The organism is Pseudomonas grimontii (assembly GCF_007858185.1).
GTDB classification, from domain to species: Bacteria; Pseudomonadota; Gammaproteobacteria; order Pseudomonadales; family Pseudomonadaceae; genus Aquipseudomonas; species Aquipseudomonas grimontii.
Genome location: NZ_VFES01000025.1, coordinates 1 through 21,411 on the forward strand (window position 1 = coordinate 1; position 21,411 = coordinate 21,411).

At 58.9% G+C, this 21,411-nt stretch carries 20 protein-coding genes; 3 read left to right on the forward strand and 17 right to left on the reverse strand.

What is annotated here, in order from left to right; translation table 11 throughout:
- Positions 1-244 precede the first annotated feature (244 nt).
- Positions 245-880: a LysE family translocator gene (locus FIV39_RS27875; protein ID WP_090401179.1), complete on the forward strand. Its 636-nt coding sequence runs from the start codon at positions 245-247 to the stop codon at positions 878-880.
- 175 nt (positions 881-1,055) lie between these two features.
- Here FIV39_RS27875 and FIV39_RS27880 read toward each other — a convergent pair whose 3' ends face one another.
- The 7 genes from FIV39_RS27880 to FIV39_RS27910 all read right to left on the reverse strand — a co-directional run bounded on the left by FIV39_RS27880 (position 1,056) and on the right by FIV39_RS27910 (position 6,529).
- Positions 1,056-1,661: a hypothetical protein gene (locus tag FIV39_RS27880; RefSeq protein WP_090401180.1), complete on the reverse strand. Its 606-nt coding sequence runs from the start codon at positions 1,659-1,661 to the stop codon at positions 1,056-1,058.
- Positions 1,658-2,230 (reverse strand): RNA polymerase sigma factor, encoded by a 573-nt coding sequence (locus FIV39_RS27885; protein ID WP_090401181.1) that lies wholly within the window; start codon positions 2,228-2,230, stop codon positions 1,658-1,660. The genes FIV39_RS27880 and FIV39_RS27885 overlap by 4 nt, the downstream gene beginning before the upstream one ends.
- Before the next feature lie 131 nt (positions 2,231-2,361).
- Positions 2,362-3,984: a vWA domain-containing protein gene (locus FIV39_RS27890; RefSeq protein ID WP_090401182.1), complete on the reverse strand. Its 1,623-nt coding sequence runs from the start codon at positions 3,982-3,984 to the stop codon at positions 2,362-2,364.
- A gap of 200 nt (positions 3,985-4,184) precedes the next feature.
- Positions 4,185-4,835 carry a DUF799 domain-containing protein gene (locus FIV39_RS27895; protein ID WP_027608085.1) on the reverse strand — a complete coding sequence of 217 codons (651 nt, stop codon included), beginning with the start codon at positions 4,833-4,835 and terminating at the stop codon, positions 4,185-4,187.
- Complete coding sequence (locus FIV39_RS27900; protein ID WP_090401183.1) at positions 4,832-5,194, reverse strand: DUF4810 domain-containing protein; 363 nt, start codon at positions 5,192-5,194, stop codon at positions 4,832-4,834. The genes FIV39_RS27895 and FIV39_RS27900 overlap by 4 nt, the downstream gene beginning before the upstream one ends.
- Before the next feature lie 29 nt (positions 5,195-5,223).
- Positions 5,224-5,904 (reverse strand): CsgG/HfaB family protein, encoded by a 681-nt coding sequence (locus FIV39_RS27905; RefSeq protein ID WP_058426355.1) that lies wholly within the window; start codon positions 5,902-5,904, stop codon positions 5,224-5,226.
- A gap of 43 nt (positions 5,905-5,947) precedes the next feature.
- Positions 5,948-6,529: a hypothetical protein gene (locus FIV39_RS27910; RefSeq protein WP_090401184.1), complete on the reverse strand. Its 582-nt coding sequence runs from the start codon at positions 6,527-6,529 to the stop codon at positions 5,948-5,950.
- A gap of 173 nt (positions 6,530-6,702) precedes the next feature.
- Here FIV39_RS27910 and FIV39_RS27915 point away from each other — a divergent pair, with 173 nt between their 5' ends.
- Positions 6,703-7,314 carry a hypothetical protein gene (locus tag FIV39_RS27915; RefSeq protein WP_090401185.1) on the forward strand — a complete coding sequence of 204 codons (612 nt, stop codon included), beginning with the start codon at positions 6,703-6,705 and terminating at the stop codon, positions 7,312-7,314.
- A gap of 16 nt (positions 7,315-7,330) precedes the next feature.
- Positions 7,331-7,918, forward strand: a complete 588-nt coding sequence (locus FIV39_RS27920; RefSeq protein ID WP_090401186.1) for a hypothetical protein — start codon at positions 7,331-7,333, stop codon at positions 7,916-7,918.
- A gap of 220 nt (positions 7,919-8,138) precedes the next feature.
- On the opposite strand, the gene FIV39_RS27930 is transcribed toward FIV39_RS27920, so the two are convergent.
- From FIV39_RS27930 to FIV39_RS27970, 10 genes are all read right to left on the reverse strand, one after another.
- Entirely contained in the window at positions 8,139-8,573 is a 435-nt protein-coding gene (locus FIV39_RS27930) for an RDD family protein (protein ID WP_090401187.1), read from the reverse strand.
- A gap of 7 nt (positions 8,574-8,580) precedes the next feature.
- A complete protein-coding gene (locus FIV39_RS27935) occupies positions 8,581-9,105 on the reverse strand; it encodes an RDD family protein (protein ID WP_090401188.1) in 525 nt (174 codons plus the stop codon).
- A gap of 78 nt (positions 9,106-9,183) precedes the next feature.
- Positions 9,184-9,969, reverse strand: coding sequence for a signal peptidase I (gene lepB, locus FIV39_RS27940; RefSeq protein WP_090401189.1), 786 nt, complete (start codon positions 9,967-9,969; stop codon positions 9,184-9,186).
- Between the two features lie 36 nt (positions 9,970-10,005).
- Positions 10,006-10,455: an SMI1/KNR4 family protein gene (locus FIV39_RS27945; protein ID WP_090401190.1), complete on the reverse strand. Its 450-nt coding sequence runs from the start codon at positions 10,453-10,455 to the stop codon at positions 10,006-10,008.
- Between the two features lie 22 nt (positions 10,456-10,477).
- Positions 10,478-10,939: an Imm6 family immunity protein gene (locus FIV39_RS27950; RefSeq protein ID WP_090401191.1), complete on the reverse strand. Its 462-nt coding sequence runs from the start codon at positions 10,937-10,939 to the stop codon at positions 10,478-10,480.
- Positions 10,940-10,991: 52 nt separating this feature from the next.
- Entirely contained in the window at positions 10,992-11,471 is a 480-nt protein-coding gene (locus FIV39_RS27955) for a hypothetical protein (protein WP_090401192.1), read from the reverse strand.
- A gap of 251 nt (positions 11,472-11,722) precedes the next feature.
- Positions 11,723-12,127, reverse strand: coding sequence for a hypothetical protein (locus tag FIV39_RS27960; protein WP_074848310.1), 405 nt, complete (start codon positions 12,125-12,127; stop codon positions 11,723-11,725).
- 11 nt (positions 12,128-12,138) lie between these two features.
- Positions 12,139-12,714 carry a hypothetical protein gene (locus tag FIV39_RS33155; protein ID WP_159440115.1) on the reverse strand — a complete coding sequence of 192 codons (576 nt, stop codon included), beginning with the start codon at positions 12,712-12,714 and terminating at the stop codon, positions 12,139-12,141.
- Complete coding sequence (locus tag FIV39_RS27965) at positions 12,672-13,034, reverse strand: hypothetical protein (RefSeq protein ID WP_090401193.1); 363 nt, start codon at positions 13,032-13,034, stop codon at positions 12,672-12,674. Before FIV39_RS27965 ends, FIV39_RS33155 begins: the two co-directional genes overlap by 43 nt.
- Positions 13,031-21,388, reverse strand: a complete 8,358-nt coding sequence (locus tag FIV39_RS27970; protein WP_244176237.1) for a two-partner secretion domain-containing protein — start codon at positions 21,386-21,388, stop codon at positions 13,031-13,033. The genes FIV39_RS27965 and FIV39_RS27970 overlap by 4 nt, the downstream gene beginning before the upstream one ends.
- Positions 21,389-21,411 lie beyond the last annotated feature (23 nt).

Consider the following 21,411-nt stretch of genomic DNA (forward strand, 5'->3'; position numbering starts at 1 on the left):
TTGGGGTGCGAAGCGCCCCTGATGACGACGAATGCGGTGTATCAGGCACTCCTCTGCGCCTGGTCTTGGGGCTGCTGCGCAACCCAACGCGGGGCAAGCCCGCTCGCCACAGGTTGGTATGAGCGCAAGCCCCCTGTATGACGTTTTGTCAGCCGATCTGTATCTAACGCGCGCCCTTCTCCCGCCCTACCATCAAGCGCATCCAACCTGCGCAACGACGCGCTCAACCTACAGGAGTTAACCCATGCCCGAACTGTCGAGCCTGCTGGCGTATGGTCTGATTTCGCTGGGGATGGTGCTGACGCCCGGCCCGAACATGATCTACCTGATTTCGCGGTCGATCTGCCAAGGGCCGCTGGCCGGGTTGATTTCACTCGGCGGTGTGGCGCTGGGTTTCGTCGTGTATATGCTGTGCGCGGCGCTGGGTATTACCGCGTTGCTGATGGCGGTGCCGTATGCGTATGACGCGCTCAGGCTTGGCGGTGCGCTCTACCTGTTGTACCTGGCCTGGCAAGCGGTCAAGCCCGGCGGGCGCTCGGCGTTTCATGTGCGTGACTTGCCCAGGGACGGCCCCCGCAAGCTGTTCATGATGGGGTTCGTGACCAACCTGTTGAACCCGAAAGTCGCGGTGATGTATCTGTCATTGCTGCCCCAATTCATCACCCCCACCGGCCACGGCAGCGTGCTGACGCAATCCATCGTGCTGGGTTTTACCCAGATCATGATCAGTGTGAGCGTCAATGCGGTGATCGCCATCATGGCCGGTTCCATCGCGACGTTTCTGGCGGCCAAGCCGGTATGGCAGTTGGTGCAGCGCTGGTTGATGGGGACGGTGCTGGCGGGGTTGGCGGTGCGCATGGTGATTGAAGGGCGGCGCTGAATGCTCACGGTGGCGAGCGGGCTTGCCGCGCGTTGGGCTGCGCAGCAGCCCCAAAACCAGACGTTGTGCGAAATCGGGTATACCGCATTTGTCCTTCATTGGGGGTGCTTCGCCCCCCAACGCGGGGCAAGCCCGCTCGCCACAGGTTACCGGTGGCTCGTTCTTTCTGTTGTGGTCAATGCTTACGCAGCGCCTCTAGCCGTGCGGGCAGGTCTTCGTCGGGGAAACGCGTGTGCAAGGCCAGCAGTTTTTCATCCGCCGTTTTGCTTTCACCCGCTTCACGCAAACGCACGATTGTCTGTAACTCTTGCTCCAGCGACGGCAACGCTGACGGCGCGCGCTTGCTGAGTCTGGCGCTCGATTCATCTGCCAACGCACCTGCGATTTCAGCCTGCACCGGTGCACTTTCAGCCTTGGGCGCGGCGGCGATGCGTGCCATCGGCGCGGGTGCGGACAACGCTTGCGGCGCTGGGCGGGCGGCTTCCTCGTGCATGGCGGAGAAGGTCGCGGTGGAAATTTCGGGTGGTGGCACTGGCGAGCGCGTGACCACGCCGATCATCAGCGCCAAACCGGCCACGGTGGCGAATGCCATTTGCCAGCGCGGACGTTGGCAGGCTTGCAGCCAGCGTTGCCACAGGCTCGGCGGCGGCGCCGGGGCTTCGCGGCGGGCGGCGTTGAGGATGAAGGCGTCGAGGGACGCGGGCGGCTCGCCGGTGCTGTGTTGACGGTAATGCTGGATCAGCACGTCGTCGGTGTCGGGAGTGTGTCGGGAGTCGGTCATGCGAGTATCTCCTCGGCCAGCAGGCGGCGCAGTTTCTGCTGGGCGTAACGCAGGCGGCTTTTTACGGTTTCCAGCGGGGCTTTGGTGAGGGCGGCGATTTGCGGCACTTCGAGGTCGCCGTGCAGGCGCAGCAGGAAGACTTCGCGCTGGTCTTCGGGCAAGTCTTGCAGGGCAGCGTCGAGGCGTGCCTGGTCGCGGCTCAGGCTCAGTTGTTGCTCAGGGCCGGCGCTGTCGTCGGCCTGGGCGTGCAGTTGCTCATCGTAGCTGTCGTGCAGTGGATTGTGGATGCCGTGCTTGCGCCAGTGGTCGATCAGGCGGTTGCGGGCGATCTGGAACAGCCATGTACGAAAACTCGCCCGGCCTTGCGGCTGGGTGCTGCTGCGGATCAAGCTGAGCCAGGTCTCCTGGTAGATTTCCTCGGCCAGTTCGGCCTTGTTGCTCAAGGACACGAGGAAGCGGTAGAGGCCTTGGCGGTGCCGCGCGTACAAGGCTTCGAACGCGGCGGCGTCACCGGTTCGGTAACGGGCCAGCAGCGATTCGTCGCTGGATGGATCATCTGGAACAGCCATGTAGGGGGCGAACTCCTTTTGTAAAGTTAACGCTGTTCAAAGGTGGGAGGGAGCTTGCTCCCGATGGCGGTGTATCAGTAACAGATGTGTTGACTGTCCCACTGCTATCGGGGGCAAGCCCCCTCCCACATTCAGGGTTTGAGGCTTTGGGCCAATTCCACCAGTTGCACGAACTCATTGCGCAGGCCGAACGGGTCATCGCCCCGCGCCGAGCGGGCCAGTGCGGCGGTGTCCTTCAAACTCATGCTGCCAGTGTAGCGGCCATCACCCTTGAGCTGTTGGGCGAAGGCGGCCACCGCCGCCGAGAAGCGCAGGTCGTCGCTGGCCTGGGTGGTTTCGTGGCGGATGGGCCGTTCGATCAAGCGACTATCACCGCCCGTGGCAAGCTTGTAGCGCACCCGCAGCATCGCCAGTTCATCGGATTTACCTTCGGCCGCAGGCGCAGTGGCGTAGCGCAATGGCTCCAACCAGCCCTTCTGGCCCTTCGGCACAATTTCATACAGCGCGGTCACGGTATGCCCAGCGCCAATTTCGCCGGCATCGACGTTGTCGTTGTTGAAATCCTCACGCTTGAGGGCGCGATTTTCATAGCCCAGCAGTCGATACTCGCTGACCTGTGCCGGATTGAATTCCACCTGCACTTTCACATCCCGCGCGACCACCGCCAGGGTTGAACTGAGCTGATCCACCAGCACCTTGCGGGCTTCGCGCAGGTTGTCGATATAGGCGTAATTGCCATCGCCGGCATCGGCCAGTTGTTCCATCAGGTGTTCGTTGTAGTTATCCACACCGAAGCCGAGGGTGGTCAGGGACACGCCGCTTTTACGCTGCCGGGCGGCCATTTGCTTGAGGCTGTCGAAGTCGCTGACGCCCACATTGAAGTCACCGTCGGTGGCCAGCAGGATGCGGTTGATGCCCTTGTCGATAAAGCCTTCGCGGGCCATCTGGTAGGCCAGTTCGATGCCGGACGCGCCTGCCGTGGAACCGCCGGCGGTGAGTTGATCAATGGCATTGCGGATCTTGGCCTTGTCGCGACCCGACGTGGGCTTGAGCACCACGCGGGACTCACCGGCATACACCACCAATGAAACCCGGTCCTGATCACGCAACTGGTCCACCAGCAATTTCAGGGTGCTTTGCACCAGCGGCAAGCCTTCGCGGCGGTCCATGGAGCCGGACACGTCCACCAGGAACACCAGATTGGCCGGCGCCAGGTCCGCCACCGCACGGTCGGATGCCTTGATGCCGATGCGCAGCAGTTGGGTGTGCGGGTTCCACGGTGTAGCAGCGACTTCGGTGGTCACGCCAAACGGTGAGCCGTCGGTGGGCAAGGCGTAGTGGTAGGGGAAGTAATTGACCATTTCCTCCAGTCGCACAGCGCCGTCGGGCGGCAGGCTGCCTTGGTTGAGGAAGCGTCTGACGTTGGCGTAGCTGCCCGTGTCGACATCCACACTGAAGGTGGACACCGCCGTTTCGGCCACGCGGTGCACGGGGTTGTCCGGCAGGTTGGCGTATTGCTCGCGGGGCTCGCTGCGGTAGTCCATCGCCGCTGATTCCTGCATGCGCATTGGCGCGGGCATTGCCATGCGTTTGACCAGCGCACCCTGGGGCGAGGCGCTTTGCAGCTCGGCGACGGGCTCGGCCGGTTTGGCCAGCTCAGGGGATGAAGACAGCCCACAACCGGCCAGCGCCACCACCATGGTGAGGGCAAAGCCTTGGGCGGCAGGACGCAGGAAGAGCAAAGGGCGGGACATGGGCTGAACCTCGTGAATGAATGATCCGTTCACAAGGTCAGACGCACGGTGCGGGTGGTTCGGGTTAACTCTGATTCAAATGTGGGAGGGGGCTTGCCCCCGATGGTGGTAGATCAGTCAGTACATGTTTGACTGAACCACCGCTATCGGGGGCAAGCCCCCTCCCACATTTGGACCGTGGTGTTCTCAGAATCCGGATATCAGTCCGTGCCGTACTTCGGGTTACGCGGGCCGTACAGGATCCCCGCGCGTTGGCCCGGCGACAGCAGGCGTGCGCTGGTGATGCCGGCAATCGGGTGCGCCGCATCGGTGGAGCTGTTGATCACCTGCTTGACAGCCGCGGTGATCAGCATGCCCACCAGGCCGCCGCTGTTGTTGTTGCCTTCCTCGCTGGACGCCCGTGCCGAGCCGGTCCACAGGGTGGTGCCGGTGCGCAGGTCCACCAGCTTGGCCGAGGCCGTCACGGCGGTGTCGCTGGAGATCAGCATGTACTTGGTGCCGTACTCGCTGACGGTGATATACAGCGCCGCGTCCGCGCCGAAGATGTCATGCAGCTTGGCCGGTGGCACGCCCTGGATATCGTTGGCGGTGGTCAGGCCGTTCTGGCGGAAGGTTTCGTCCACCAGCGCAATCGGCAACACGTAGTAGCCGGCTTCGGCCAGCGGGTAGGTCACTTGCGAGACCAGGCTGTACGAGGCCTGCACTTCCGGCGACTCATTGATCGGCGGCAGTACCAGGATCGACTTGGGCCGCGCCTGCTTGTACGCCGTGTAGTCAATGGTCTTGGGGGCTGCGCAACCGCCGAGCAAGGCCAGGGCCAGCAAGGCGCCGGTGAGTTTTAACAGGCTCATTTAGTGGCCACTCCGGTCTTGGCGTTTTTCAACAGGAAGTCCATGTACGAGGCAGACTCGGGGAACAGCGCCTTCTCGGTGCGGAACTCCTGCACCATCTGGTCATCCTTGCCCATGCTCAGGTACAGCATGCCCAGGTGCGCGTGGTAACCCGGCGGCGCTTTGCGGCCACTGGCGTTGATCTTTTGCAGGTCGCGCTCCAGTGCCTCGACCTGCGCTTCCTTGGGCTCGCCCTTGAAGTATTCGTAAACCTGCGGCTGGTAGCTTTCCCATTGATACAGGGGCTGGGGCGCCGTCTGGCACCCGGCGACCGTCGCGATTGCTGTCAGCATCAGCGCCAACTTCACTGCCTTGCTCATCCGTGTACTGCTCCTTGAAGTGCTGTTGATCAGTTGCGCGGGTTCCAGGCGCCGGCGTTGATGCCGTCGACCAAGCGGTTGATCGCTTCGCGCATGGCCAGGTCCAGGACCTTGCCGTTGAGGGTGGAGTCGTAGCTGGCAGTGCCGCCGAAGCCGACCACTTCACGGTTGGACAGCGCGTATTCACCGGCGCCCTGGGTGGAATACACCACTTCGGAAGTGCTGATGTTGACGATGTTCAGTGCGACTTTGGCGTAGGCCACTTGGGTCTTGCCACGGCCGAGGATGCCGAACAGCTGGCGGTCGCCGGTCTCTTTGCGGCCGAACTCGGTCACATCGCCGGTCACTACGTAGTCAGCGCCCTTGAGCTTCTGCACGGTGCCTTTGATCGCGGCTTCCTGGGAGATTTCGCCCATGTTGTCGCGGTCCAGCACACTGAAGCGGTTGGTCTGCTGCAGGTGGGTGATCAAGATGGTCTTGGCCTGGCCACCGAGGCGGTCGACGCCGTCGGAGAAGATGCCGCGCATGTAGCTGGAGCGGTTGTCGAACTTGCCCACGGCGATTGGCACACGCACGCCGGAATAGGCGACGTTGGCGCTGGCGACTTGTTCCACCGGCATGGCGCGGTTGCTCTCCGTGGCGCAACCGGCCACGGTCAGCAGCGCTGCGGCGGTGAGGCCCGACAGCAGGATTTTGGACAGTGTGTTCACAAGGTGCTCCTGGGTGATAAATCGACAGTTGGAGTGAGTAGGGTTAACGAGAAGGAATGGCGCGCAGGTCATCGACGATATCGCGACTCAAAACGCCGGTATAAAAACGCTCGACGCTGGAGTTACCGGAGTTGGTGATGATCCCGCCCATGGTTTTCCATTTTTGCGCTTCACCCATCACGCCGGAAGGCACAAGGTTGTTTCGCGTCTTGGCAAAATGCAGGACCTCGCCAGCCCCCTTCTTGACCTTGACCCGATAGCTGAAATCGACAGCGGCCAGAATGGTGTTGTCATCCACGATCAACGTCGAGAGGCCGCCTTTGGAGTCGGGGATATGGCGCGTATAGACGATGCTGACATCCAGCAGGTAATCGGCCTTTTCCTTGCTGGTCGCATAACGCTTGGCGCTGAGCAGGCGGTCGACCAGATCGACACCGAGTTGCTGGCGAACCTTGTCATCCGGCAAGAAACGCTCGTTCTTGCCCACCACCTCAACATCAAACGTGTCGAGCCAGTAAGTGGCGTTCTTGGGAATCGTGACCGGCGCCGGCGAGATGTAGTACTCCGGCTTGGAGGTGCAGCCCGCCAGTAGGCAGATGCAGAGGAAGACGGCAAACGCGCGCATGTCTGAATTCATCCCTGAAAAGTATCGTGCTTTAAACAATCGCGGCATTTTACGGGGTTGAGAGCGCTTCTCAAGGTGTTTCGTCGGATGCCGTGCGGTGGCGCACATTCCCTCAAGTTATGCGGATACGGGTCGAAACAGTAACCTGGCTTGCTCACTTATAGGGATATTGCGTGCTTAACACTCTGCTTCGGGCGACAGCCCTGGTCGCCGCGCTGTCGATGACCGGCTGCGTTTCCTACACCGTCACCGGCCCCATCGCCGCCCCGCTCCACCCGGTCGCTGTCAGCAGCCCGCGCAGTGCACAAATCGCCGATGTGACGGTGAGCGCCGCCGATGTCAACGAAGCCAACAAGGCCGCCATCAGCAGCTCCTTGACTGCCCAGATCACCCAGTACGTGCGCACCGGGGGTTACTTCAAGCAGGTCACCGAGTATCCGGTGCGCCTGGGCGAGCAGGACGTCACGCTCAAATTCAACATGACCGCCCTCAAGGGCCATCGCGCGCCGCACCCGGCGTACGTGCCTGGCGCGCTGCTGACGCTGACCCTCTGGATCTGGGTCAACGGCCCGATCTACGTAGACAGCTTCGAGGTGGCCGGCGACCTGGTGATCGTCGACCGCAACGGCAAGGAGCTGGCCAAGGCCAAGGATTCGATCAAATTCGAACACAACGTCGGGCTTTACAGCGGCCAATACTGGGCACCGTCGATGGGCGGCCAACAGCTGACCAAACTGGTCGGGCAACTGCTCGACACCGCCACCGCCAACCTGGCTAAACCGTAATTTCAAGGAGTGATGCATGAAAGGATTGATTAAACACAGCCTGGTACTCGCCGCTGTCCTGCTGACTGGCTGCGTGTCTTACTCGCAGCACGAATTGCCCGCCGTACAGACCTGGCCACCGACCGCCAACGCCCCGGCGCAAAAGCCTACGGCGTACGTGCGCACCACGGCGCAGAACCACGTCAACGGCGGCCCGGGCAACGCGGCAGTCGGCGCGCCGGTGGTGCTGTGGGAAAAGGCCGTGGCCGATTCTTATCGCGACTCCCAGCGTTTTTCGCGGGTGAGCACCGATAAGGTCGACTCGGACATCTACGTCGACGCGACGCTGCACAACAACGAAGAGTACAGCCCGGTTTCGGCGTTCCTCACCGGCTTCACGTTCTTCGTCATCCCGACCACAGCAAAGAACATCTTTACCCTGGAGACAGTGTTCAAGGACAAGGATGGCAAGGAACTGGGCCGCGTTAAAAAGAGCGAATCGGTGCGCACGTGGGTGCATCTGGTACTGATCGTGGGCATCCCGTTCCAGAGCGATACACGGGAAGTGGTCGAGGCGCTGACGCGCAGTACGCTGGATGAAGCGGTGCAACGCAAATTGCTGTAACCCCGCGTCTATGTGAAAGGCTCTATTGTGGCGAGCGGGCTTGTCCCGCGTTGGGCTGCGCAGCAGCCCCAAGACCAGGCGCAGAGGTGTGCCTGATACACCGCATTCGTCTTCATCAGGGGCGCTTCGCCCCCCAACGCGGGACAAGCCCGCTCGCCACAGGTTACTTTTCGCCCGCTCTATCTCTTAACTGACCGGCATTGGGACCAGGCCGCCCTGCTCAGGTATTGATGACGATCGTCTTGGCCAACATATCGCCCAAGCGACGACGCAGGCCGAACAGAACAAAAAGACCGTCCAACACACTGAACAGCATCTTCGGAACATTGCGCAGGAACGACTGGAACAGCGTGCAGTTCGTGGGGTACGGGTAACCCACCACAGCCGTGCGGCACACCCGCTTGCCCAGGCTCTGGCCATTGGGCAAGGCATCGCAAAACAAGTAGTACCCGAAGGCTGAAAACCACAGCACATAGTGGAGACCATCAAACAATGCCGGGCCTCCTGCAGAGCCCAGATAGAAATAGGCATAGTCCAGGTTTCGGTTCAAAAACAGCAGGAAAAGCACCACCGCCATATCGATCAGATAGCCGAGCAACCGTCTGAACGGGCTGGCGATGTCCCAGGTTTGCGTAGCCGATACTGAATCGTTCATGACGTGTTTATCCCCTACCGTTGTCATAAATATCCGCAAGGCTGCGAACGCTCGTCAGGTTGCCAGTCTGAACCACGATGGTCTTGGCGAACATATCGCCCAGGCGCGTTCTGGACTCCATGAATATCCACACCCAATCGATCACCACCAGCGCTCCGGAATTGCGGGTTAACGCCTGGGAAACCGTGCAACTTTTGCGAGTTTTACGGTCGACGACGGCGATGCTCAACAAACGCTTACCCAGGCTCTGGCCGTTGGGCAACGCATCGGCCAGCAGGAAGTAGGCGAAGGCTGCAAAAAACGCCGAGAGAAAACCAGCCTTGGGCGTCACGGCCGGCACGTAGGCAGACAATGCACCGGCGCAGAATTTAACGATGAAAAAGATCAGGACTGCGATGGCGCAGTCGATAAGTCGCGCGGCCAGGCGCCGGCCGATGCTGGCCAGGATCGTCGGGCGTTTGGCGGTGTGGTTTGCGTCCATGCGGTATTGCTCCAGATTCATGGCGTTGGTGAATGTTTCGGCTGGGCGCAAATCGGCTCCCAGCCTTTCAATGGTATTGCTGTGCTGCCCGCTGGCCGGGAGTACCTGCGCCAGCGATGCTCGAAAGGCTCATGGGAAAGTCGTCCCGATGCGCCCCCGCTCATTCGAGAACCAGATGCCGGTGACCTTGCCCACCACATCCTCAACCGCGACCTGCCCCATGAAGCGGCTGTCGTTGCTGCCATCACGGTTGTCGCCCAAGAGGTACACATGCCCCGGCGCTACCTGAAGTGGCGCCAACTCAAGGGAGTAGTCCTTTTTGACGCGCTCAGCCGGTGCGTGAAACAAACCCAGGTTCTCACCGTTGCGGATCAGCTCGCCATGGACGATGGCCAGAGTGTCACCACCGATTCCCGCCACCCGTTTGACCGCCTCGGTGCCATTCCAGCGATACACCACGATATCCCCCACTTTGGGCACGCCAGCCCGCAGGTCCGACATGATGTAGTCGCCAATCGACAACGTCGGAACCATCGACCCCGATGGAATGTAATAGTTTTTGAAGCCCAACAGCGGCACCCGAAAGACGTCCAGCGTCAGCACCAGGACCACCACCACGCCGACGTAAAGAGCATGGAAGCGTTTACGCGGCACATTGGGCGGACCGCTGTAGCGACGGGCCAACACGGCGGACACGATGGCAGAGGTCAGTTTGACCGTGATGACGAAAGCGAAGAATGCATACAGCCCAAGGGGCGTAGTGACCAACCCCAAGGCGCCCATCAGCGCGACCCCGCCGAGCAACAACGCTGCGACCCGGATACCCCACTGCGTGCGACCTACATACACCAGGCCCCAGCCGGGTATGAGGCAGGCCATCAGGAAGGCCTGGAGGGAGAATTCTGCGGGTTTCATTGATCGTCCTTAATGCAAATGCTGGCGCCGCGCATATTACTGCTGGGCTCGCCAATCTACATAACCTTTAATCGCTGTTAACTGGCTAAGGATGAAGCTGGAAAAATCCTCATATAAGACTTCCGCATCATTCAATTCAGGGTCAATTTCGACAATTGACCAATCATTCGCAGCATCGAATGCATAAAGGACACCGCTCCCGGTACTGGCAAATACATACATATTACGATAAGCAACCACATCACATCCGGCGACAACTGAATATTTTGTTGGACCATCCTCGATGTAAAGTGCGCTATCCAGCTCACCAAATCCAAACTGTTCAAGGAATTCAAGATAGTCGAGTGGCACACCTACGCGGTCGAGAACCTCAACACCTCTCAAGACTAATTCACGGTTACTTATGCAGCTTCCATAATCACCTTCATACAACGCACTGGACACTATTTCTCTTATAAGAACGCCAACTTCCGACGCGCCTTTCATCGCCACTCCTTGCATCTGAACATTAGCCATTTTTAGATAGATAAACGTCTAACACGCCACCCGCTCCGACCTTATAGATATATTCGACTATGTATTCAACAGCCTGCTCACCTGCCTCGTTGACTGAGGCGGACATTCTTTCTTGCCGACCTGAAACCTTATAAGCCTGATGTGCAAAAAAGCCAATGACCAGAAGTATCAGAATCAAGCTGTCTTGCTCTAAGCTTTCCGTAATGAAATGATGCTCTCCCAAAGGACCATTTTGCATTTCATCCGAGTCTAAATAGTAGGCCAACTGCTCAGGGCTTAAACTTCTATCAGTTAACCATGACCAGCACAACTCAATAGCCTCACTACATTTAGTATAGATAGCGGGAGCTGACGATAGATTATCTAAAGCTTGATCGAGAATCAAAAGAAAAATAGCCGCTCTTTTAACCCACATTTGCCCCTCTAAAACAGACAGACTTTCCGAGTAACTCATAGAACCCGATCCTTTTTAGCTCAAACACAGAAAACAATTAAGCTCACTTCTATCAAACTCCCTGACACTTCCACAAAATTGCGTAAGGCACCTCATCATTCAATAACCCCAATGAGCGAAAATAATAGACCGCTGACGGACCCTCCAAACTCTTATGAACAAAAGCGCCATCAGACATCACACGATAAGAGGCATACTCTCGAATATTACCGGCAGTCTCCAACGCTCGCTTTATTTCAATATAGGTCGCCCCTGCCTCCTCTGGCATCAACTCAAAGGGCGGAGGGCAAACAGCCCCATCATCACTTTCGACGTCTCTGTAATAGGCTCGCTGAAATGCTGCGTCACTGGCCGCCCAGTAAAATGACAATACTTTCAGCTTATCCTGCCCATCCTCTTTAATCGCATCTGCCAAGCAGTACTGAGTGACCGAAATCTTGTACACTCCCTCATCGATGAGTAAAAGTCCTGCTTCGGGCACAGCAAGCGCATCACCCTTTTTAAGCTCGCGTAAAAGTGCCCATTCAGTCATCACAAAACACTCCTGTTGCGATTTCCAATTATCTCGATGGGAACCTACATGCGACGATTTGTCATACCGCTTAGTATCCTCCGACACTCAGAGGAAAGAGGGGCCTGACCCTGAGGAATCCCCACCGTATTGTCCCGTTCGAGATTGGCGGATATGGAGCTATTGGTGCGCGATGAAGTACACCGGCAAGCTCAGAAGCTAGAGTAGACTTGTGGGGACTCCTCAGGGTCTGCCCCCTTTTTTTCACTTATTCAGCCGTCGCTTTGACTCAAAATATTTATCTCACGCCAGTAGACAGTCGCTGGTAGAGACTGATTCTGATTAAACAAGGAAAAAACCTCGATTACATCATCAATATTAAACCACTCATCCTTTTTTAATGGTACACGGCCCGCACCAAACGACAGCAAGCTTCCATCTTCAAAGTTTGTACTAGAATTTGAATGATAACCTCTAAACAGTTTTTTACTTTTAGCGTCATATCTTTCAATAAAACAAGTGAATCTGCCTCCAGCCACTTGCACATAGTTACCCTCATCATCAGTTATACATGCGAATGAGCTAGGGCCGTAGCTTTTTAATTTTTTTAGCGTCTTTATAATCTGCGCTTGATTTACACCTACTACTACAGGACTATTTTCGGCTTCGAGCTTCATATTTCCCACCTTTATGGCACATAGACTGTTGTAGCGCTTTCGATGACTTGTCCATTTAGCCGTCCTTTCCCTTGCGCCCCAAACTCATTAACAAAGTAATCGGTAAATTCTTGATAGCTGGTCTTACTAGCCGACCCGCTTTTTACCTCAAGACCGCGCAATTTACCATTTGCGTCACGTACTACAATGTCATACCTACGATCACCGAGAGGACCTTTAACAACCATCTCAGTCCCCACAACTTCCATTCCATTTGATTCCAAATGTTTAGCAAACTCATCTGCCTTGGCTGTTCCCGGAGGAGATACACCAGTCGGGCTTGCAAATTTTCCATCAGGGGTTCGATAGCTTCCATCTGAATGCTGTTTTATTTCGGGAGTTAGATTGGTCTCTAAGCCAACTTTCGTCCCCTCAGTTGTAGCTGTATCTGCTACCTCGTTTGGACCATCAGTCGCTTTTGGCCCAGCCTCCTTTACCGGGTGGGCATCCGGCGAGACAGTCGAGGTATATGGCGCCTTTCCTGTGCCCGTCCCTTTTGTACCAACTAACTCATGCTGTAGTACTGATAAATGTCCGCATCGGGCCAAAATTCGTCATATGCAGTCAATACGCTTCGCAGAGCCTCACTACGAGGATCTTGTGAAGGGTTCATCTTTGAAATCACAAATTCTTTAATTTCGGGCCATTGAAGCTCTCGCATGCAAAATGCCACAGCCTCGAATGGTGAATTATTAGACATTAATATAATTTTAAATCCACCTACAAAATCATCTTTATATTCTGGATTATTTTTCACGAACTCTAAAATATTCAACAAAGACATTTCATAGGAAATCTCTAACTCTTCACCAAAAGCAGCCATAGCCACATCGCAAAGCATGTCAAATTGCTTAATTACTTCACTCATTTCGGCACCCACGCACCTGTTCTCGGATTGCTCGGGTTTGGAACCCAGACTTTTTCTATGTATTTACCTGCCACATCAAACCCTTTTTGAGAGAATGCATTTTCTGCTGCGGCCTGAGCAGCGTGACCAGAAGGCTCATAGTGTCCAGAGGTATTGTCAATATATTTAACTTTCCCGCTCAAAACCTTCACCTCTCCCGCCGCAATAACGGGTTTGCCATTTGCAAGGTCAATATGGCCACCACCCACATCGTTAAATTTTCGCCCGATTACTAACTGGCCATCCTCAAGAACAACATAGTTATATTTTCCTGCACCTTGGGCCAATTTTGTATCTGAGATAAGAGTTGGAACACCTGTTGGGTGATCCGGGAATTGATTTGGAAAACTAGGCGTCGCTTGAACTTTTACAGAACCTGCTGTCACTTTTGTACCACCTATCGCTTTGCCCAAAGCAATGGCTGCGGCGAATTTTAGAACATCCTCCCTGCTGGCGCCATTATCTACAAGGTTGATTACCCCCGGCACATCTACGGGAGCCAAGTTTGAACCGATTAATCCATCCTGCTGAGCAAGCGTGACAATCTTCTCGTTGCTTAGTCCTTGACGCTTCCACTCGGCGATCTTCTCACTAGTCCTAATCGCATCGACGTAAGGATTGCCGATCACTCCCGCCGGCGCCCAATCCGCGCCTGAAAGCGAATATATATCAAGAAAGCCTGCGCCCTCTCCATTACGCTGCCCTTCTTTCACTCCTTCCAACATGGCGATGGCATAGTCGACCACAAAAACGTTGTACTCATCCCGTGTCAGCTTCCCACTCTGATAAAGGCCCAGGAGTTTTTTCCCTGCTTCATTTTCTTGATTGCGGTATTCATTACGAATGTCGCGCTCACAAGCACCATCACCAGCGCAACCCTTGTAGCGTTTTTGCAGATCATCAATGCTGCCTATGTCCGCTTCCTTGAGCTTCTCATAGAGTTCAAGGCTGGCTTTATCCAGCTTTTTTACACCGTACTTGTTCGCCAACAAGTTATTTTCAACCGCATTCTTCCCAACCTGCGCGGCTGCCACCGCATTCAGCGCGTCCTTGCCAACCAACGATCCGGAGAGTCCAGCCGCCAACGTCGATAGGCTGGAGATCGTCTGCTTTTGCTCTTGGGTCAAATTTTCGTTACTGACATCGCCATACAGCTTCTCTTTGATCAGCTGTGCGGTTTTCTCCGCCACCACGGCCCCGGCGGCTCCTGCCAACGCCGAGTTACCACCTGCCCGCGCCAACACCGCACCCAATACCGCATGGGCCATCAGGTTGGCCTTGGGGTCATCCTCGGTCATCTTTTTGACCGTCTGCGCCAGATACGGCGCCGCCGCACCCGCCAACGCACCGCCCACGCTACCGCCCATCGCCGCTTGCACCACGGCAGTCACTGCCTGGCTGGCCTTCTGGAAGCTGCTGCCAACGCCATAATCCTGCTGGGCACGCTGGTTGATCTGATCCCGCGTCGGGTTGGTAATCCCTTCCTGCACGAGCTTCTCTCGGGTCGCCTTGTTGACGTCACTGTTAGGGTCGTCAGCGGCCCTGATCCTGGCCGCAGCAATCGCGTCGCCAATGCCCTTGGTCAGCTCCATCGAGCTTTTGATCAGGTCCATGCGTTCCTGCATGGCCTTTTCATCAGGCTTGTCGAGACGCTGGTTGGCGTTGGCGGTGTCGCGGTTCAGGCCGACCAGGTCACCCGCGCCTTCAGGGTTGCGCACCACGATCGTGCCTTCGCTGACAGCACTGCGCGTATAGCTGTGGTCCGAATCATTAAGCGCCATGCCATACAGAGCGCCCGGAGTGACGGTGCTCGCGCCGCTACTGTAAGAACCAGAGACGCTCATGCCCGCCGACTTGCTCTCGATTTCGCTCTTGTTCTTGATGTCGCTGACCAGCAGACGATCCGTGCTGAGGCGGTTCTTGTCAGCGCTGGCTTCACTAGCAATCACCGCGCCTTGCAGGGTAGTGGTCTTGCCGACATTGATGTCGTAGCCGTCTTTACCGGCAAAGAAGCCGCTCTGGTCGGTAACCGCCTGGTAGTCGCTGTTCATCTTCGAAGCCGCCAGGTTCGCCGACGCGGTTACCGGGGAGCCATAACAGATCGGCGGAATGCAGATGCTCGCACCGAAGCCCGCGCTGTTCTGCTTGCTCTTGGACGTTTCGGTGTCTTGGCGCGACAGGATGTTGAGGTTGCCGCCGATGTTGGCATCGATACGCTCAGCGCGTACCTGCGCCCCGATCAGGCTGGTGTCCTGGCCGCTGCGCAGCACCAGCGAGCCGGTGTCCAACGTGGTGTTGACCTGGGTAACCGAGCCACCCGAGCCAAGGTTCTTGGCGGTTTGTGCACCGAGGTCGATGGTGAAACCGTTTTGCTCGCCTATGTTGAAGCTGGCACCGATAGCGGTCCTGTTGCGTGAACCGTCGTTTTTGCGGTCGGTGGTGTTCTGTGCGCTTTGCATCAGGATGTTGTTTTTCGCGGACAGCAGCGTGCTGTCGGCTTTCAACGTACTGCCGGTAATCGTCAAGTCACCCACAGTGCCCGGCGCGTCGCCCGCAGCGATGATCGACAGTTTGCCCCCGGCGTTGAGGTTGCTCTGGTGAGCGGTCTGCGCCGTGTATTCGCTGCTGCTTTTGGTACGGGTGTTGGCCAGTTCGGTACCGATCTTGATCAGCGACCCGTTGCCAGCAGAGCCACCGGTCTTGTCCTTGAAGCCAGTACTTTGTTTAGCGAGATCGCCCGCCTGGTTATTCAGGTTGTACATCGACAGCGCCGCCTGGGCGATCTTCACGGCCTTGAGGCGCGGGTCGTCGGAGCTGCGCGCCGCCTCGGCTGCGTCGCGGATGCTGTTGGCGGTGTCGACCACGGTGCCCGCGATCACGCGCCCAACCGCCAAGCTCTTGGAACTGTCCTTACTGGTCTGACTGGCCGTCTCCATCCCCGAAGTAACGGTGACATCAGCCCCACTCAACTCCATGTTCTTGGTGCTCACCAGATCACTGGCCACCACCTTCAACTCACGCCCCGCTGTCAACGACACATTGCCCGCACTCGAACCAATCGTGCTGCCGGTCAAGGTCATTTCATTGGCCGTGCCGTTGTGCTTCGAGCTGTTGATGTACAGCTTCTGGTTGCCGGTCATGTCGTCCAGACCGAGCTTGTTGCCGGTCAGCACGCCGGTGAGGTCGCGATTTTTTTCCTTGTGCATGTCGGTGCGGGCGAAGGTGTTTTGCGCCGCGTCGATGGTCAGGTCGCGGCCGGCCTGGACGGCGAGGTCGCCGGTGCTGACCAGGGACGAGCCTGTGACCGTGGCATCGCGTTTGGCGGCGACGGTGACGGTTTCGCCGGAGACCATGCTGCCCATGGCGGTGGTGCGTTTTTCGTCGACTTTGTCCTGGACTTTGCTCGACTTGAGCCCGCCCCAGCTGCTTTTGCTTTCCTTGCGTTCGTGACGGGCGCTGTCGGCGTTGCTGACGGCGAGGATGTTCACGTCCTGCCCGGCGACCAGTTGCGTGGCGCCTTTTTCGGCAGTGACAGCACTGCCGGCCAGCAGCAGGTCTGCACCGGCCACGACGGTGCTGTTCGTCCCCGCACTGACCAGGCTGCCAACGTTGTTCACGACGTCGGTTTCATCCAGGCGGAATTTTTTGCCCTGGGAGGTTTTCTTGGTCTTGCTGTAGAAGCTGTAGTCCTGGTCTTGCGCGGCTTTGAGCTCGAGGTTTTTGCCGGATACCAGGTACGCCTCGTTGCCGGCATTCACCTGGCTGGCCACCAGTTGCAGGTTCTGCCCGGCGCTCAGGGTGGCGTCGCCGCCGGCCTTGATCACGCTGGACACTTGCTGCACGTGGTCTTCGATGCTCTTGACCTTTTTCGTGTTGCCCGTGGAGTGTTGCTCGTTGGCTGCCGCAATGGCATTGAGGTCGCGGGTGGCAATCAGGTTGACGTCGCGCTTGGCTTCGACCTGGCTGGCGATGGCGCTGATGTCGCGCCCGGCGATCACATGCAAGTCGCGGCCAGCGTCGACCACCGAGCCCTGTTGGGCGATGGTGGTGAAGCTGGAACGGTTGCCGATGGCGCCGCTGTCGAGGGTTTTCGAAGCGGTGATGTTGACGTCGCCCGCCGCCTTGACCGTGGCATCGGCACCGCTCTTGAGCACGCCGCCGACGTTGTTGACGTTGCCGCCAGCCTGCATGGCCAAATCGCTGGCCGATTCGATGCGCGCGGCGCTGTCGACGAAGTCGCTGCGTTCGGTGCGGTAGCTGCTGGCGCTTTCGTGGGTGGTGACGCTGCGTTCGTTGAGCAGGTCGGCGCCGGCGGCGAGGTTGACGTTGCCCGCGCTGATCACACCGCCTGCGCGGTTGGTCAGGTTGTTGCCGCTGAGCAGGTCGAGGCGACCACCGGCTTCCATCAACCCACTGTTGGTGAGGTTGCCGCCGACGTTCGCCAGCAGGCTGCCGGTAGCGCGCAAGGTGCCGGCGTTGTTGAGGTTGCTGCCGGTGATCAGGTTGACGTCAGTGCCGGAAATCAACGCGCCGTTGGGTGCCAGGCGGTTGCTGGCCTGGGCGAGGTACAGCACCGGCACCAGCACTTGTTGGCCGGCGACGGTGGTGCTTTCCAGCCACACGATGTCGTGGGTCAGGGCCGCGACTTGTTCGGCAGTGAGACTCACGCCCACCGACAGGTTAAGCGCGGTTTTGCTGCCGATGGCGTTGTCCATCAGGTGCTTGAACAAGTCGGCGTCGCTGGTCTGGCCGTCGATGAAACGCTGGCCGGTACGGGCGAGTACGGCTTGCTGGATCAGGCGCTGTTCGTAGAAACCATCGCCCAGGCGCTTTTGCGCGGTGTCGGGGTCATAGCCGAGCTTGGTCAGCATGTAGTCCGAGCCCAGGAACTGACGCATATCCGTGAACAGCGGGTTGGTTTCGATCAGGTATTTATGCGGGCTGGCCGCGAACTGGCTGGTGGGCAGGCCTTTGGCGCCATCGCTGTCGTTGAGGTGGAACAGGCCGTTCTGGCCGGTGGGCAGGTCGAAGCCAGGCAGGCCCAGCGGGTTGACCTGTTGCTGGGCCACGTCCGGCGGCAGTTGCGAGTTGAGGCTGACCAGGGTCGAGTAGCCCGGCGCCTTGGTGTTGGCGCCGCTGCCAACGTAGGTGTAGCCACCTCGCACGACACGGTTGTCGATGCCGGCCTGGGCCTTCACGTCCACGCTGCCACCGGCCTGGATGACGGCGGCGTAGCTCTGGTCGGGCACCATCAGTTGGGTGGTTTTGCGCAGGTCGGTCTTTTCGCTCTCCATTTTGCCAATGAACGCGGCCATGGCGGCTTCAACACCGTCCATGTTGTTGCCCGCCGAATAGCGCTGGGTGAAGGCCGCCGCCTCGCGGTTCCAGCCCCCAGGCTTGCGCTCGCGCTCGGAAGTGAAGATACGGTCGTATTGGGTGTCGTGGGTCACCAGGCCGACGTTGCTCAGTTGGTCGACGCGTACGGTCATGGCGCCACCGGCGGCGATGCTACTGCTGCTGTTGAGCAAGGTGCCGCCGGTGAGCAGCATGTTGGCGCCGGAGGTGATGCTGGAGCCGGCCGTAGCGTTGGTGACGATGAGGTGATCGCGCTGGGTGATCTGGAACGGCCGGTTCTGCTTGCCGCCTTCGCAGTCGCCACCGGTCACGCCGTCGATACACGCTGTAGGGGTGATGGACGCGCTGTAGATGCCCGACTCGGTGGTGAGCACGGTGCGGATGTTGTTGATAGTGCTGGCAGCCAGGATCAGGTTGCGCTCGCTTTCAATGGTGCCCGAGCTGTTGATGATGCTGGTGGCCAGGCCGCCCTGGCCGTCGCGGTCGACGCGCAGGTTGCCCATGGCGTAGATCGTGGCGCCGAGGTTTTTCAGGCGGTCGACCTTGAGGTTCAGGTCGCCGCCGCTGAAGATCAGGCCGTGGTCGTTGAGCAGGTTGCCCACCGCAAGATCCAGGCTGCCCTGGCTGGCGACGCTGCCGCCCACGCTCCAGTCCTTGCCGCTGCCGACCAGGGCGCGGGTGCCGAGCAGTTTGCCGGTGGCGGTCTGTTGCAGATTATCCACGTTGACGGTCAGGCGCCCGGCCTGGATCGCGGTGCTGTTGGTCCAGCTGGCTTTGTTGAGGGTCAGGTCGCCGTTGGTGGTCAGGCTGCCGCCCACGTCATCAAGGCTGATTTCACTGAGGTCGAGCAGGCCGGTGCCCACGTGCAACACCGTGCCGCCGGTATTCTGGAAGGTGGTGGCGGCGAGGCTCAATTGGTCGTTGGCGGTCTCCAGACGGCCGCTGTTAGTGAGCAAACCACCGATGGCGTAGCGGGTTTTGCCGCTGGCGCCCAAGGCACGCATTTGCCCGCTGTTGTTCAGGCTGGCGGTCTCGACATCAAGGGCCGTGGCGCTTTCGATCAGGCCACGGTTGGTCAGTGCGCCCTTCAGGCTGACGTCGATCTGGTTGCCGGCGATCTCGCCGCCGTTATCCACATTCATACCGGTCAGGTGCACGCGATCTCGAGCAAACAGCGCGCCGCTGCCGTTGTTGAAGTCAGTGGCGTCGATCTGCGCATCACCGGCTTTGGCGGCGATGCGGCCACCGTCGTTGTCGAGCGTACCGGCGGTGATGGTCACGCCAGAGTTTTCACTGTGGATCAGGCCGTTGCCGCTGTTTTGCAACAGGCCGCTGGTGGTCAGGGTCAGGCCATCGCTGGCGGCCAGGGTGCCGGTGTTACGGTTGTCGATACTGTTGGCAAATACCGTCAGCAAACCCTGGCTGACGAGTTTGCCTCCCTGGTTATCGATGTGCGCGGCGCGCTGGATCAGCAGCGGCCCGGCGCTTGCCAGCTTGCCGTTACGGTTGATCAGGTCGCCGATCAAATCCAGGGTGATCGCCCCGCCAGCGGTCAGGCTACCGGTGCTGTTATCCAGGGTATTGCCGTTGAGGGTGAACGCACCGGTGCTGTCGATGATGCCGCCCTGGCTGTTGTCCAGCAGGCCGCTGACGTTGAGGGTTTGTGCGCCGTCGCTGAGCAGTCGACCTGTGTTGCGGTTGTCGACGCTGGCGGCGGTGACGTTCAGCGCCTGCTTGGCGCTCAAGGTAGCGCCCTGGTTATCCAGGCTTTGCGCGGTGGCGGTGAGCTCGCGATTGGCGATCACCGTGCCGGTGTTGCTGATGTGCTGGGCCTCGAGCTTGACGTCGCCGACGGTGTTGCGCGTGTTGTCGGCGTTGACCCCGGCTTCGATGATGCCGCTGTTGGTCAGTTGGCCGTTGCTGGCCAGGGTGATGCTGTCGCGGGCGGCGAGGGTCTTGCTGTTTTTCAGGGTGCCCTTGGTCTGTGCCTTGAGGGTGGTGCCTGCATACACAGCGCCCTTGGTCTCCAGGCTCGCGGCCTTGATGTCCACCGCACCGCTGGCGGCGGCCTGGGCCATGCTCAGGTGGCCGTTGGCGTCGAGCTGAATATCGCCACCACTGGCCGCCAGTGTGCCGTCGAGCTTCACGCCCACACCGGCTTCGGTGCCCACCAGTTTGATGGCGCCGGCGTACATGCCGCCCAGGGCCGACGAGTCGATGGCCAGTTCCGGCTTGGCGCTGCCGTCGTCGGCGCGCGCGGTGGTTTTCAGGCTTTGGGCGTCGACGTCATTGCGCCCGGCGATCACCGTGAGTTGTTTCGCGTTGATCTGCGCATTGATCTTGGCCGAGCGGGTGATGATCTCGAAACGGTCGACGTTGCTGGCGTTCAGGCCCTGGCCGTCGATGGTCACCGCGCCGCCGTCGACCTGGTAGCTTTTCAGTTGCCCGGCCTGATCGATCATTGGCTTGCCGGTGGTCAGGGTGACGTTGGGGGTGTTGATGAACCCGCAACCGTTGCAGCTGATGCCGTAGGGGTTGGCGACGATGACCTTGGCCGACTGGCCCGCCACTTCGGTGTAGCCGCGCAATTGGCTGGGGCTACCGCCTTTGACTTCGTTGAGGATGACATTCGCCGCGCCGCCCTTGAGGTTCGGGTTGCCGACGATGATCCCGCCCAGTTGCGTGCTTTGCACAATGCTGTTGGCGTTGTTGAGGATCACGCCGTTGGGGCCGACGTTGTAGTCCTTGAACTGGTTATGGGACAGGCCGCTGCCATTAGGGGTGGCGATGTTCACCACCGGCACGCCGTTGCCCGCCTGGCCGACCGTGGTGCCCGGGCCACTGACCACGATCCCGTCGGCCTGGGCCAGCAGTGGCTGCCAGAACAGCGCGTTGGCCAGGATCAAGGCCAGGCCGCGTTGGCTCAGGGTTTTCAGGGCAGTAACGGGGCGAACGTCCATATTCAAAATCTCAAAGGCTGCGG

What these genes read in the sequence shown, in the direction of transcription:
- FIV39_RS27945 (WP_090401190.1), bottom strand. Translation starts at nt 10,455, where the DNA reads ATGAAAGGCGCGTCGGAAGTTGGCGTTCTTATAAGAGAAATAGTGTCC.
- FIV39_RS27900 (WP_090401183.1), bottom strand. Translation starts at nt 5,194, where the DNA reads ATGAGCAAGGCAGTGAAGTTGGCGCTGATGCTGACAGCAATCGCGACG.
- FIV39_RS27965 (WP_090401193.1), bottom strand. Translation starts at nt 13,034, where the DNA reads ATGAGTGAAGTAATTAAGCAATTTGACATGCTTTGCGATGTGGCTATG.
- FIV39_RS27930 (WP_090401187.1), bottom strand. Translation starts at nt 8,573, where the DNA reads ATGAACGATTCAGTATCGGCTACGCAAACCTGGGACATCGCCAGCCCG.
- lepB (WP_090401189.1), bottom strand. Translation starts at nt 9,969, where the DNA reads ATGAAACCCGCAGAATTCTCCCTCCAGGCCTTCCTGATGGCCTGCCTC.
- FIV39_RS27880 (WP_090401180.1), bottom strand. Translation starts at nt 1,661, where the DNA reads ATGACCGACTCCCGACACACTCCCGACACCGACGACGTGCTGATCCAG.
- FIV39_RS27885 (WP_090401181.1), bottom strand. Translation starts at nt 2,230, where the DNA reads ATGGCTGTTCCAGATGATCCATCCAGCGACGAATCGCTGCTGGCCCGT.
- FIV39_RS27920 (WP_090401186.1), top strand. Translation starts at nt 7,331, where the DNA reads ATGAAAGGATTGATTAAACACAGCCTGGTACTCGCCGCTGTCCTGCTG.
- FIV39_RS27960 (WP_074848310.1), bottom strand. Translation starts at nt 12,127, where the DNA reads ATGAAGCTCGAAGCCGAAAATAGTCCTGTAGTAGTAGGTGTAAATCAA.
- FIV39_RS27895 (WP_027608085.1), bottom strand. Translation starts at nt 4,835, where the DNA reads ATGAGCCTGTTAAAACTCACCGGCGCCTTGCTGGCCCTGGCCTTGCTC.
- FIV39_RS27950 (WP_090401191.1), bottom strand. Translation starts at nt 10,939, where the DNA reads ATGAGTTACTCGGAAAGTCTGTCTGTTTTAGAGGGGCAAATGTGGGTT.
- FIV39_RS27970 (WP_244176237.1), bottom strand. Translation starts at nt 21,388, where the DNA reads ATGGACGTTCGCCCCGTTACTGCCCTGAAAACCCTGAGCCAACGCGGC.
- FIV39_RS27910 (WP_090401184.1), bottom strand. Translation starts at nt 6,529, where the DNA reads ATGCGCGCGTTTGCCGTCTTCCTCTGCATCTGCCTACTGGCGGGCTGC.
- FIV39_RS27955 (WP_090401192.1), bottom strand. Translation starts at nt 11,471, where the DNA reads ATGACTGAATGGGCACTTTTACGCGAGCTTAAAAAGGGTGATGCGCTT.
- FIV39_RS27890 (WP_090401182.1), bottom strand. Translation starts at nt 3,984, where the DNA reads ATGTCCCGCCCTTTGCTCTTCCTGCGTCCTGCCGCCCAAGGCTTTGCC.
- FIV39_RS27875 (WP_090401179.1), top strand. Translation starts at nt 245, where the DNA reads ATGCCCGAACTGTCGAGCCTGCTGGCGTATGGTCTGATTTCGCTGGGG.